Origin of the sequence: Spirosoma sp., assembly GCF_048594605.1 — a bacterium.
GTDB lineage: Bacteria > Bacteroidota > Bacteroidia > Cytophagales > Spirosomataceae > Spirosoma.
In genome coordinates, this window is record NZ_JBMDWV010000440.1 from 1 (window position 1) to 12653 (window position 12653).

General features: G+C 45.6%; 12 protein-coding genes. 9 read left to right on the plus strand and 3 right to left on the minus strand.

Annotation, left to right across the window (positions count from 1 at the left end):
• The first annotated feature begins 225 nt into the window (after positions 1 to 225).
• From katG to ACOJS8_RS27790, 4 genes are all read left to right on the plus strand, one after another.
• Entirely contained in the window at positions 226 to 2517 is a 2292-nt protein-coding gene (gene katG, locus ACOJS8_RS27775; RefSeq protein WP_420151818.1) for a catalase/peroxidase HPI, read from the plus strand.
• A gap of 191 nt (positions 2518 to 2708) precedes the next feature.
• Positions 2709 to 3563, plus strand: coding sequence for a methylated-DNA--[protein]-cysteine S-methyltransferase (locus tag ACOJS8_RS27780; protein WP_420151819.1), 855 nt, complete (start codon positions 2709 to 2711; stop codon positions 3561 to 3563).
• A gap of 105 nt (positions 3564 to 3668) precedes the next feature.
• The gene (locus ACOJS8_RS27785; RefSeq protein WP_420151820.1) at positions 3669 to 4361 is read left to right on the plus strand and encodes a 2OG-Fe(II) oxygenase; all 693 of its coding nucleotides are present in this window, start codon (positions 3669 to 3671) and stop codon (positions 4359 to 4361) included.
• Positions 4358 to 4618, plus strand: a complete 261-nt coding sequence (locus ACOJS8_RS27790; RefSeq protein WP_420151821.1) for an Ada metal-binding domain-containing protein — start codon at positions 4358 to 4360, stop codon at positions 4616 to 4618. Before ACOJS8_RS27785 ends, ACOJS8_RS27790 begins: the two co-directional genes overlap by 4 nt.
• Positions 4619 to 4735: 117 nt before the next feature.
• On the opposite strand, the gene ACOJS8_RS27795 is transcribed toward ACOJS8_RS27790, so the two are convergent.
• Positions 4736 to 6235 (minus strand): PLP-dependent aminotransferase family protein, encoded by a 1500-nt coding sequence (locus ACOJS8_RS27795; protein WP_420151822.1) that lies wholly within the window; start codon positions 6233 to 6235, stop codon positions 4736 to 4738.
• A gap of 116 nt (positions 6236 to 6351) precedes the next feature.
• Between ACOJS8_RS27795 and ACOJS8_RS27800 the strand changes: the two genes are divergently transcribed.
• From ACOJS8_RS27800 to ACOJS8_RS27810, 3 genes are all read left to right on the plus strand, one after another.
• Positions 6352 to 6981: a pyridoxamine 5'-phosphate oxidase family protein gene (locus ACOJS8_RS27800; RefSeq protein WP_420151823.1), complete on the plus strand. Its 630-nt coding sequence runs from the start codon at positions 6352 to 6354 to the stop codon at positions 6979 to 6981.
• Positions 6982 to 7151: 170 nt separating this feature from the next.
• A complete protein-coding gene (locus tag ACOJS8_RS27805; RefSeq protein WP_420151824.1) occupies positions 7152 to 7493 on the plus strand; it encodes a cupin domain-containing protein in 342 nt (113 codons plus the stop codon).
• Between the two features lie 21 nt (positions 7494 to 7514).
• Entirely contained in the window at positions 7515 to 7991 is a 477-nt protein-coding gene (locus ACOJS8_RS27810; protein WP_420151825.1) for an OsmC family protein, read from the plus strand.
• 4 nt (positions 7992 to 7995) lie between these two features.
• Here the strand turns inward: ACOJS8_RS27810 and ACOJS8_RS27815 are convergent, their stop codons facing one another.
• Positions 7996 to 9846 carry an ABC transporter ATP-binding protein gene (locus ACOJS8_RS27815; RefSeq protein WP_420151826.1) on the minus strand — a complete coding sequence of 617 codons (1851 nt, stop codon included), beginning with the start codon at positions 9844 to 9846 and terminating at the stop codon, positions 7996 to 7998.
• Positions 9847 to 10220: 374 nt separating this feature from the next.
• On the opposite strand from ACOJS8_RS27815, the gene ACOJS8_RS27820 reads away from it, so the two are divergent.
• On the plus strand, positions 10221 to 11072 hold the full coding sequence (locus ACOJS8_RS27820; protein ID WP_420151827.1) for a glycosyltransferase family 2 protein: 852 nt from the start codon (positions 10221 to 10223) through the stop codon (positions 11070 to 11072).
• Positions 11029 to 11841: a glycosyltransferase family 2 protein gene (locus tag ACOJS8_RS27825; protein ID WP_420151828.1), complete on the plus strand. Its 813-nt coding sequence runs from the start codon at positions 11029 to 11031 to the stop codon at positions 11839 to 11841. The genes ACOJS8_RS27820 and ACOJS8_RS27825 overlap by 44 nt, the downstream gene beginning before the upstream one ends.
• 50 nt (positions 11842 to 11891) lie before the next feature.
• Here ACOJS8_RS27825 and ACOJS8_RS27830 read toward each other — a convergent pair.
• A partial coding sequence (locus ACOJS8_RS27830) for a hypothetical protein (RefSeq protein WP_420151829.1) occupies positions 11892 to 12653 on the minus strand: 762 nt, incomplete at its 5' end.

The window sequence follows — 12653 nt, forward strand, 5'->3', positions numbered from 1 at the left end:
AGATTGACGAACTCCTGATTGTTTATAATGGTGGTATTTGATTGAATTCATAAAGTCAACAGGCCAGTTGAATGGCTTCTTTGCCCTCTATCTCATAGTTAATTTTGATAATATTATAAATTAAATCAATTTGATTTATTAAGTTTTCAAGACTAATCTTGCCTTACCAACTGGTGCATAACCCTACATTTTTACGGAAAATCATTTTCAAGTTTCTAGAACAAAATGGATAACTATTCAGGTGATATCAGTAAGTGCCCATTTTATGGGGGAGCCTCAAACAATGAGGAAGCTCGCAAAATTAGTGTTGCTGGCAATGGCACACAGAACCGTGACTGGTGGCCAAATCAATTAAAAGTAAGCATTCTCCGTCAGCACTCTTCGTTGTCGAATCCGATGGGTGAGCAGTTTAATTACGCGGAGGAGTTCAAAAGCCTTGACCTGGAAGCCGTAAAAAAGGATCTACATGCTCTGATGACGGATTCGCAGGATTGGTGGCCCGCAGATTTCGGTCACTACGGCCCTTTATTTATTCGAATGGCCTGGCACAGTGCAGGTACCTACCGTACCGGCGATGGCCGTGGTGGGGCTGGCGCAGGCCAGCAGCGTTTTGCTCCTCTGAATAGCTGGCCAGACAACGTCAGCCTCGACAAAGCGCGCCGACTGCTCTGGCCAATTAAGCAGAAGTATGGCCGCAAACTATCCTGGGCCGATCTTTTGATTCTGACTGGCAACGTAGCACTGGAGTCGATGGGCTTTAAAACATTCGGCTTTGCCGGTGGTCGTCCAGACGTTTGGGAACCCGAAGTTGATGTTTACTGGGGCTCAGAGAAAACGTGGCTGGGCAACGAAGAACGTTATTCGAACGGGGTGCCAGGCGTAACTGGTGAGGGCGTAGTGAGTTCGGATGAAGATGCCCGAGGTATAACCCACTCGCGCGATCTGGAAAAACCGCTGGCGGCCGCTCACATGGGTTTAATTTACGTAAATCCAGAAGGGCCCGACGGTAATCCTGACCCGGTTAAATCGGCTAAAGATATTCGTGAAACGTTCGGCCGGATGGCGATGAACGACGAAGAAACCGTTGCTTTAATTGCCGGTGGTCACTCGTTCGGAAAAACGCACGGCGCTTCTACGTCAGATCACGTTGGACCTGAGCCAGAAGCCGCTGATTTAGAGCTACAAGGCTTGGGCTGGGCAAATAGCTTTGGTTCTGGTAAAGGTGGAGATACCATCACCAGTGGTCTGGAAGTTACCTGGACCAGTACACCAACCCAATGGAGCAATGACTACTTCCAGAACCTTTTTGGGTTCGAATGGGAATTGACGAAAAGCCCAGGCGGTGCTCATCAATGGGTAGCGAAAGATGCCGGTAACGTTATTCCCGATGCGCACGATCCGTCAAAAAGCCACCGTCCGACCATGCTGACGACCGATCTTGCGCTGCGTTTTGATCCTGAATACGAAAAAATTTCCAGACGATTCCTGGAGAATCCAGATGCGTTTGCCGATGCGTTTGCCCGTGCCTGGTTTAAGCTGACTCACCGCGATATGGGTCCTCGTGCACGCTACCTCGGCCCCGATGTACCTCAGGAAGTGCTTATCTGGCAAGACCCGATTCCGGCCGTTGACCACGAGCTAATCGACGAGAACGATATCGCAGGCTTAAAAGCAAATATTCTTGCTTCAGGCCTGAGCGTATCTCAACTGGTTTCAACAGCCTGGGCGTCGGCTTCTACGTTTCGTGGCTCCGACAAGCGGGGTGGTGCCAACGGCGCCCGTATTCGGCTGGCTCCTCAAAAAGACTGGGCAGTAAACAATCCAGCACAATTATCAAACGTACTGAGTACTCTGGAAAGCATCCGCGAGGAATTCAACAGCACCCAATCTACGGGCAAAAAGGTTTCTCTGGCCGATCTGATTGTACTGGCGGGTAACGCTGGCATTGAGAAAGCAGCCAAAGATGCTGGCAAAGACATAACGGTTCCGTTTACGCCCGGCCGAATGGATGCTTCGCAGGACCAAACGGACGAGGAGTCATTCTCCGTACTGGAACCTGTTGCCGATGGTTTCCGAAACTACCTGAAAGGCAAATTCTCTGTTTCGACAGAAGAACTGCTGATTGATAGAGCCCAGTTGCTGACCCTAACAGCCCCAGAACTGGCGGTTCTTATTGGTGGTTTGCGGGTATTAAATACCAACTACAATGGCGCTAAACATGGCGTTTTCACCGAACGTCCAGAAGTACTAACCAATGATTTCTTCGTGAATTTGCTCGATATGGGTGTTGCCTGGAAATCTGCGGAAGAACACAATGAACTATTTGAAGGGCACGATCGCAAAACAGGGGAATTGAAGTGGACGGGCACCCGGGCCGATCTTATTTTTGGATCAAACTCAGAGCTTAGAGCCATTGCCGAAGTCTACGCAAGTGCGGATGCTCAGGATAAATTTATCGCTGATTTCGTTTCGGCCTGGGCTAGAGTGATGAACCTTGATCGCTTTGACCTGGCTTGATTTTGCTGAGTCGAAATTTAGTGGCAGACAGTTTCTGTTAATAACGTATTAAGAGTCATCTCCGAATGGGGATGACTCTTTTTGTTCATATGCGTGCAGACAGTTAGTTGATAACCGTAAACTCCGCAAGAATCGGGTTTGTCTACGTAGCAGCTCTAACGACCTTTGTAAACGCTAAAACAACAATGACTATGACAACCGACAGCACCTACCCGTATCAGCAAATTGCCCGAGCCATTGAACACTTGTCGACTCATTATCAGAAGCAACCATCCTTGAGCGAACTGGCCGAAAAAGCGAACCTGAGTGAGTTTCATTTTCAGCGGCTTTTTACGGAATGGGCAGGTGTTAGCCCTAAAAAATTTGGTCAGTATCTAACGATCGAACATGCCAAAGCCCGACTACGTAACGGTGCGCCACTGGCCGATGCTGCCTATACTGCCGGGCTTTCGGGTACGGGCCGGCTACACGATTTATTTGTCACGATTGAAGGCGTAACGCCGGGGCAATTTAAACAGGCAGGGTCAGGACTGACGCTCGACTATGCCGTATTCGACAGTCCGTTCGGGCAATACGTCCTGGGAGCGATCTCTGGCAAGATTGCGGTCCTGCATTTTCTCAACGCAGGAGACGTACCGGAAACGATCCTGGCAGCAGCCTGGCCTGAAGCATTCCTCAGCAGTAATCTGACGAAGTTGCAATCGCTCGCCAACCAGATATTTCCAACAGCCGATGCTAGGTCAATGAAGCAGACTCCCCAACGGTTACCGATCCTGTTACGTGGTTCGGCTTTTCAACTAAAAGTATGGGAAGCTTTACTGAAAATTCCCGAAGGTCGGTTAGCCAGTTACGACCAGATTGCCGAAGCAATTGGGCAACCTACCGCGTCGCGGGCAGTCGGGACAGCCATTGGCTCCAATCCCGTTGGATACTTGATTCCATGTCACCGGGTTATTAAAAAAACGGGGTTATTTGGTGGTTATCGGTGGGGTTCTGAACGTAAACAGGCCATGCTGGGCTGGGAAGCTGCCCGGGTTGAAAAATAAGGCTGACGCTTCAGATATAAAGGGGTAAATTAACGTAGTAAAATTTATTCTGACTAGATTTCCTCAAGCGCGCACTGTACCACAATCCTTATAAACGATAACCTGATGACTCAAAAACTGGACTGGTCAACGTATCAAAATACTCTCTCTGAAACCGGTTTTGTTTTACTACCCCCTCTCCTGTCGGCCGACGAATGTCGGCAACTGGCCGATTTATTTGAAGCTCCGGACTTGTATCGTAAAACGATTGTTATGCAGCAACATGGGTATGGCAGTGGTACGTATAAATATTTCAGCTATCCATTACCACCCGCTGTCGATGAGCTTCGTCATACGCTGTTTGCTAACGTAGCGACTGTTGCTAACGACTGGAACGAAAAACTGGGCATTTCACTACGTTACCCGGCAGAGCTTGATTCGTGGCTGGCGGCTTGCCATGAATCCGGTCAGAAACGACCAACGCCCCTGATTCTTAAGTACGAAAAAGGCGACTGGAATGCGCTACACCAGGATATGTATGGAGAGTTATATTTTCCATTTCAGGCGGTTCTTTTTCTCAATCAACCCCGACGAGATTACACAGGTGGTGAGTTCGTTTTGCTCGAGCAGCGACCACGAATGCAGTCGAAAGCCACCGTTTTACAACCCGACCAGGGGCAAATCCTTCTATTTACGACGAAGTTTCGTCCAGCCAAGGGTACCCGCGGTTATTATCGAGTGGCAATGCGGCATGGCGTTAGCGAAGTCAGAAGCGGCATCCGCGTTAATTTGGGTTTGATTTTTCATGATGCAGCATGATTCGGCATACAGATTTAGGGCAAACCTCTTATTCTCGACTACGTGTTTTAGTAAAGCTCGTACGAACTGGTCATGTTACGTTAGGAGGACATCGGCCTGGAAAGATTTACGGTCGGCTCGACTGCCTAACTGGCAAGCGAATGAAACCGGAGAATCGTGTCTTTTTCCGGAACGAAACCGAAGCTACTATGTACGGTTACCGCCCTTGTGCGGTCTGTCTATCAAAGGATTATAAATTGTGGAAGCTAAGTCATTGAGCTGATTGACTAACCTGCCTCTTTTTAGCCTCAGTCACCAGATAAATGTCAATTGCCGATTAATCAAGAACTAGGTAGCTAACAAATCAACTATTTTCAAAAACAATAAGCTGATTATTAAACAGTTTCAATCACTTTTTTTAGAATCTGTACGCTACGTTCCAATTCATCTTCCGTACTTGATGCAAAGCCAAGCCGGGTGCTGTTTAGCCGCTGGCCGGGCGGGTTGTGAGATACACCATTCGCAAAAAAAAGCCTTTCACGACTGGCACGTAGCGCCATTGCCTCCATATCAATCTTCGGCTCAAACGTAGTCCAGACGGCCATACCGCCATCGGGTTTTGTAAACGTAACAACATCCGACAGTTCGGCGGTAAGCAAATCGCAAAATCGGTCGCGACGGGCGTGATACATTCGTAGCGCTTTTCGGAAATGCCGTTTCAAATCGCCCGTCTTAAATAGCTGACCTACTGCAAATTCGAGCATTGGATCGCCCTGACGATCAATGATACGTCGGAGCCTGGCCAGTTCATCGATCAATGCGGCTGGCGCAACAACGTAGCCAATTCGAAAAGCTGGTGCTACAGATTTCGTCAGCGAACCGACGTATACAACCATTCCCTTTCGGTCGGCACTAGCCAGCGGAAGAATCGGTCGACTTAGAAAATGAAAGTCATAATCGTAGTCATCTTCCAGAATTACAAAACCATATTGCTCAGCGAGTTGCAGCAGCCGGATACGCCGATCGGCCCGTAACGTAACGGTGGTTGGGTAGTGATGATGTGGTGTTACGTATACCATACGCACAGGCCGGGCAACACTTCGATTTTTCTCACACAGTTCTGCCAGCACGTCTACGTCTATGCCTTGCTGATCTACGGGTATGGTTACCAGCGATGCGCCCGCTTTCTGGATATTCATGACAGCACCTGCCCACGTTGTTTCGCCCGTCGCCACTACGTCACCTGGCCGGATGAGCACCTGGCAGGCAAGATGCAAACCCATAATGCTACCACGCGTGATTAGCATATTGTCAGCTGTTGTGCGTAAGCCACGTGTTTCGTTTAGGTGAATCGAGAGTTGTTCGCGAAGTAACGGATGGCCTTTGGTATCACCATAACCAAAATGTTGCTGTGGATTTCCCCACCGAAAATAGGATCGATACGCCCGACTGAGTTCTTCCATGGGTGCCAACCGAATGTCGGGGAAGCCATCATCCAAACGCAGGCCATTATGATTCGTCAGTACAGGCCGAGCCAGATAATCAAGCGATTCAAAGGTATATCCAGGTTGCTTGCCAATGGTTTCTGAGGAGATCGTATTTATATTATTCAGTGATAGTTGTAGCGGCTTGACTTCAGGAAAGTGCGCGGCAACGTATGTACCGCTACCGGGCCGGCTTTCGAGCCACCCCTGTGCCAGGCCCTCATCGTAAGCCGCTACAACTGTTTGCCGATTCAGCTCAAGCAACTGGGCAAGCTGGCGCGTACCTGGCAATCGGTGGCCAGAGATTAATACCCCCTGCCGAATCAGTTGACCAAGCTGATTACTAAGTTGCACGAAGACAGGCGTAAGCGAATTTCTGTCGATTTGAATTAGTGATTTATACGGAATCATAACCGGACTACCAGAAGTATAAAAACCGGACCACATTAATAGTCCGGCAAAGAACGACATTTGTTTCGGAAAAGCTTTAATCTGAATACTGTTGTAGATCACCTACCAAATTTTCGATGCAAACTCCCCGCACTACTCCTAGCCGTTTAGCTAAACGCGCTCACTACGACGCCGAAACAATTCATCCCATTCTGGACGACGCTCTGTTCTGTACAGTCAGTTATGTACTTGACGGACAACCCATGGCTATTCCGACTGCTTTCGCCCGAAAAGGGGATAAACTATATATTCATGGCTCGGTCGGCAGTCATTTTATACGTACTATTGAACAGGGTGTGCCGGTTTGTATTTCGGTAATGCTGGCCGATGGATTAGTTTTGGCCAAATCGGCTTTTCATCATTCCGTAAATTACCGCTCTGTCGTAATTTTTGCCAATGCGGAGAAAGTTGTGGACGAAGCCGAAGAAATGGAAGCGTTAGCGCTGATTACGGATCATCTGATTCCAAATCGATGGGATGATCTTCGCCCTACCACACCAAGCGAAATGCGCAAAACAACCGTATTAGCCTTTTCACTAGCCGAATCATCGGCCAAATTACGTAGTGGAGGCCCAAATGACGATGAGGAAGACCTGAGTTTACCAACCTGGGCGGGCGTAATTCCCTTGAAAACAGTACGTTCAACTCCTGTTCCAGCTGCTTATAGCATTACTATTCCTCTACCGGGTTATTTACAAAATTCCTGATTGATTCATGCTCCCATCTAATGAATTATCGCTTTTTCGTGCTGGTAGCATTGGAACTTGTTATAAACCCCGGCCCTACTATACGCGACCTGATTTCCAGATCAATTATAGAGGGGCGTCAGGCTGGACTGTGTCGTTATTAATAAATCAATAACGCCTAATTCTAAGTTATGCATCCATTAAAACAAATTCTGTTTTCTCCAGAGGAAGGAATCCATAAGCTGCAAAGCGCTTCAACTGAGTTTGTTAAATTGTTCTCACACGGAAGTTTAGTCGTTGAGTATTATAAACCAGATCGAATTGACAGGCAGCAGCCTCATGATCGTGATGAAGTATATGTTATTACGTCCGGCAGTGGCTTTTTCAATTATGATGGTACCCGAACGGCCTTCAAAGCAGGCGATTTAGTGTTCGTTCCGGCTGGTATTGAACACCGGTTTGAAGGTTTTACCGACGATTTTGCTACGTGGGTGCTGTTCTACGGCCCAAATGGTGGAGAAATGAATGGCTAGGCTAATCCATTAATAAAAAATATGGCAAAACAACACAGGTACACACTTACCACTAAATGGACTGGCAACACAGGAACTGGAACAAGTAGTTATAAATCCTACGAAAGGAACCACATTATTCAATCCGAAAATAAACCGGTTATTCCGGGCTCGTCGGATCCATCATTCAGAGGGGACAAAACGAGATACAATCCTGAAGAACTTTTGGTGGCCTCGCTGTCATCGTGCCATATGCTGTGGTACCTCCATTTGTGCGCTGAATCAGGTGTCATAGTAATTGACTACGTCGATCAGGCGATGGGGACAATGGTAGAAACAGCCGACGGCGGAGGGCATTTCAGTGAAGTAACGCTACGTCCTGTTGTTGTTGTCGCTGAAGCCACCATGATTCAGAAAGCCAACGAGTTGCATCATCAGGCCAATAAATTGTGTTTCATTGCGAACTCCTGTAATTTTCCAGTTTACCACGAGCCTGCTTGCAGCGCCCTGAACAACTAAACTATTATTCTATAACAGCCGTTTCCTCAACCGTTGTCAGGCCAAAGGTTTGCATATCAATCAGCTTTTTGTACAAACCATTCTTCTCGATTAACTCCAGGTGACTGCCCTGTTCTTCAATTTTTCCGCCTTCCAGAACCAGGATTAAATCTGCGTTCTGAATCGTACTTAATCGGTGCGCAATAATCAACGTAGTACGGTTTTTCATCAGATTATTAAGGGCATCCTGCACTAGTTTTTCTGACTCTGTATCCAAAGCAGATGTAGCCTCATCGAGCAGCATAATCGGCGGATTATTCAGCACAGCCCTTGCAATACAAATACGTTGTCGCTGTCCGCCCGAAAGCTTTGTTCCACGATCACCGATATTGGTCTGAAAACCATTCGCTGTAGCCCTTATAAAGTCGTAAGCATTCGCAATTTTAGCGGCTGCTTCCACTTCCTGTAACGTAACATCAGGTTTTCCGAAAGCGATATTATTAAAAATCGTATCGTTAAATAAAATCGACTCCTGATTGACGATTCCCATGAGTGCCCGAAGCGAATTTGTATTCAACGATTGAATATCGTTTCCATCCAGCAGAATACGTCCCGATCTAGGCTCAATAAACCGTGGAAGTAAATCCATGAGCGTTGATTTTCCACCACCAGAAGGCCCTACCAGTGCCACCGATTTTCCTTTTGGAATTGTCAGGTTTACCTCGTGCAATACGTCCCCTTCATTATATCCGAACGTAACGTTTTCCAGTTTTATCGAGTTAGTGAAATCATTGACTACTAATGCGTTAGGCGCATCAACAATCTGGGGCTTTTCATCGATAAGCGTCAAAACACGTTCTCCGGCGGCAATGCCCGAATGGATGTTACTGAATGAATCAGAAATAGCTTTGGCTGGCCGCATTATCTGCGAGAAGAGAGCGATATAAGCGATAAACTCAGCCGCTTTTAAATCACCCTGATCGGCGATAACCAATGATCCGCCGTACAACACAATGCTAACGACCATCAGTACGCCCAAAAATTCAGAAACAGGTGAAGCTAATTGCTGCCGCTTCGCCATCCGGCGAATAATTTTCGAATAGTTAATATTTTCCGTATCAAATCGATTCGTTATAAAATCAACCGCATTAAAGGCTTTGATAATTTTAATCCCACTCAATGCTTCATCAAGATAGCTGATCATAACGCCGTGCGATTGATGAGCAGCTGCCGCCTGTTGTTTTAGCCGCTTGATAATTCTTGATATTATAAAAGCCGAAATAGGAATAATCAGTATGGAGGCTAATGTCAGTTTAAACGAAATAAGAAATAACATTACCAGATACGTCAGCAACGTTAATGGCTCTTTAAATACGACTTCCAGCGTACTAGTCACTGAATACTGTACGACATGCACATCAGAGGCAACTTTCGAAATAATATCTCCTTTTCGTTCATTACTGAAATAGCCGATGTGTAAATTCATTATATTTTTGAAAACGGCTCTACGCAAATTAAGTAATGTATGAATACGCAGATTTTCCATAACTCGCTGGGCCAGATAGCGAAAAATATTGCCCAGCAATACGGAAATAAGGATGGTTAAGCAAACAAGTTTTAATGTATTGTATGTCCCCCAGTGTACATTAGCCCAGTTTGAATAATAATTAAAATATTTGAATACATCTAACGTATTCTCTGGCTTTGTGACTACCTCATGATCAGCATTTTGCTTAAAAAGAGTCGTTAAAAGAGGAGCTAATAAAGCAAGGTTGAGTGTACTAAAAATGATGGAGAATAACGTGAAAAATATATAAGGTATAGCATATTTTTCTATAGGTTTCGCAAAGGATAAAAGGCGAAAATAAGTCTTCATTTAAACTATATTTCTTTGTAAAATTCCAACATTGTTTGCCGCAAATGAACACTACGCTCTGTTTCCGAGGATTTTATTAGCATCTTTCCAGCCAGGATTTAAAAGTAAGACAAAAAGTCAGGCGGGTTAGCTACTATATAATTTTATAGTCTGTTGTATTTCTGAAAAGCCTGCGCGGCTTTTCAATAACGTAGGTAATTAGCTGACCTGTATACAATTCAAAGGCATACGCTTATAGAAACAAGGCTTAAACATAAATTCGTCTAGTGTTCGTTCTAATAAACAGGGATTTCTATCAATAAACTAATCTGGCTACGCCTGATAACGCCTAAGCTTATAAGATAGCTAACTACCAGCACATAACATCATTACGTATGCCTCCATCCTGTTCCCTGATTATTTCGACTTATAACTGGCCAGAAGCCTTATCGGTCTGTCTTGAGAGTACTCTTAACCAACGAGAGTTGCCAGGCGAGATTGTTATTGCGGATGATGGATCAGGGGAAGCTACAAAGAAGGTTATTGATGATTTTCGGCAAAAATCACCTATTCCGGTTACGCACATATGGCATGAAGATCTGGGATTCAGACTGGCCCATATACGTAACAAAGCCATTGCAGCAGCTAAAGGCGATTACATTGTTCAGGTTGACGGCGATATTCTGATGCATCCCTATTTTATCAGCGATCACCTGCGTTTTGCCCGTGCAAATTCTTTTGTGAGAGCCAGCCGAATCTATATTGATGAAGCCAGCTCAAAAGAAGTAATACGTACTCATAACATAAATATTAGCTTATTCAGTAAAGGGACAAGCAACCTTTTCAGTGCATTCCGGGTCCCGTTGTTGTGGCCATTGTTTGCTACGTCGTACAAGAATAAAGGCGATGAGCGCTATGAAATTCACGGGTGCAACATGGCTTTCTGGAAAAAAGATGCCATTGAAGTAAACGGGTACAACGAAGACTTTAGCGGCTGGGGTCCTGAAGATAAAGAATTCGTAGCCAGGCTACTAAATGCGGGCAAAGAGAAACGTTTTCTTAAATTAGGAGGACTTGCTTTTCACTTATATCATAAAGAGAACTCGAAGTATAACCTTAGCACGAATGAACAGTTACTAAAACAAACCATTCATACGAACTGTTCTTGCTGTGTTTCGGGCATTGATAAATATATCCAACTAAATGGCGAAAAAAATATCCGTGGCCTTGGTAATAGCCACTTATAACTGGCCAGAAGCCTTAAAACTTGTTCTGGAAAGTGTGTTACAACAGCAGGTTCTTCCCGATGAGGTAATCATTGCAGATGATGGTTCTGATTATTCGACAAAAGCCTTAATCGATGATTTCAAGGTTAACTTTCCGGTGCCGCTCAAGCATTTCTGGCACGAGGATAATGGGTTTCAGAAGACGCTCATCCTGAATCTGGCTATAGCCGGCACAACCTGCGATTACATTGTACAGGTTGATGGCGATATTGTTCTTCACCGAAATTTTATCAAGGATCATATCCGGACTGCCGAACGGGGCTATTACATCCGGGGCAGCCGCGTTATGCTATCTGAGCAAAGAAGCAAGCAGGAATTAAAGTCTGGTTTATTCCAGGGAGTATCTATTTTTTCGCAGGGTATTCGAAACAGAATCAACATGCTACGTATTCCGGTTCTGGCTCCATTCTTCGTCAAAAAGAGTAAACGTTCCGATAACGTAAGCGGCTGTAACTGCGCTTTCTGGCACGATGATTTTGTTCGTGTCAATGGCTACAACAACGAAATCAAAGGCTGGGGTCATGAAGACATAGAATTGGCCGCTCGATTTATCAATCTAGGCTTGAGCCAGAAGAAAATAAAAATGATGGCTGTCTGCTATCATTTACACCATCCTTTTCACGATCGAAAACGCGAAAATATCAATTACGTCATTTACAAAAATACACTGAGTCAAGGCATCTGGTATTGCCCGCAGGGATACGCTAGCTATCAGGAAAATTATACGTAACGACTTCAGACGTAGTACGCTCATCGGCGGGCCTGACCAGTCGTTGACCACTACGTATCAATTAATAAAAAAGCGGTCAGTAAAATAAGGAGCAGAATTCTGACTATTTTCCAGCGATTCAATCGAAATGGCGAAGGATGGGGTTTTGTGAAACCTAGTTCGGTTCGTTCGGCAAATCCGCTTATTCGCTTCTGAGCTATCGAATTAACTAAATAGCCAAGCTGAAAGCAGCTTTTTGTCCATAATAATTGCCAGGCAACGGCCAGCGAATATGTTTTACCAACACTAATGGCTCGTAACCAGCCTGTCACAAAATCCAGGAAAATTAAGGCGATCATCAAGGTAGCAACTACGTATCCATTCCCTGTAAATAAGGCAATTGGCAGGACAAGAATGAGCAGCAGCATCGATTCTACGGTATTGGTAAAATCCCGATACGTATACGATTTTACGGGCTCTTTAGCAGCGATCTGACTGGCTCCCAAGCCGTATCTGAACATTCGGTTGGTCTGTACATCTCCGTTATTCCACCATGGGTGCACAGCCAGAGCTTTGGGAACGCTGATGTATTTTTCATTAAACTGCAGGCTGTTTCTGGCTAGAAAATCAACATCCTCGCCACTGATAATCAGAGCAGGATCGAAAAGATTTTCATTTATCTTTTGCCGGTTAAGCATAACATTGGCCGTGGGTGCCCACACCAGAGAGTCCTGTTTACTGGCAATATTAAAGTGAGACGTAAATCCGCTGATGGCGAGGGCATGCGTAACAGCGTTGAACGGTTCCGGAAAATTTGTAACGCCAACAAAGCC

Coding starts and splice junctions, on each gene's coding strand:
- ACOJS8_RS27795 (WP_420151822.1), bottom strand. CDS start 6,235: ATGATTCCGTATAAATCACTAATTCAAATCGACAGAAATTCGCTTACG.
- ACOJS8_RS27820 (WP_420151827.1), top strand. CDS start 10,221: ATGCCTCCATCCTGTTCCCTGATTATTTCGACTTATAACTGGCCAGAA.
- ACOJS8_RS27800 (WP_420151823.1), top strand. CDS start 6,352: ATGCAAACTCCCCGCACTACTCCTAGCCGTTTAGCTAAACGCGCTCAC.
- ACOJS8_RS27790 (WP_420151821.1), top strand. CDS start 4,358: ATGATTCGGCATACAGATTTAGGGCAAACCTCTTATTCTCGACTACGT.
- ACOJS8_RS27810 (WP_420151825.1), top strand. CDS start 7,515: ATGGCAAAACAACACAGGTACACACTTACCACTAAATGGACTGGCAAC.
- ACOJS8_RS27815 (WP_420151826.1), bottom strand. CDS start 9,846: ATGAAGACTTATTTTCGCCTTTTATCCTTTGCGAAACCTATAGAAAAA.
- ACOJS8_RS27780 (WP_420151819.1), top strand. CDS start 2,709: ATGACAACCGACAGCACCTACCCGTATCAGCAAATTGCCCGAGCCATT.
- katG (WP_420151818.1), top strand. CDS start 226: ATGGATAACTATTCAGGTGATATCAGTAAGTGCCCATTTTATGGGGGA.
- ACOJS8_RS27785 (WP_420151820.1), top strand. CDS start 3,669: ATGACTCAAAAACTGGACTGGTCAACGTATCAAAATACTCTCTCTGAA.
- ACOJS8_RS27825 (WP_420151828.1), top strand. CDS start 11,029: ATGGCGAAAAAAATATCCGTGGCCTTGGTAATAGCCACTTATAACTGG.
- ACOJS8_RS27805 (WP_420151824.1), top strand. CDS start 7,152: ATGCATCCATTAAAACAAATTCTGTTTTCTCCAGAGGAAGGAATCCAT.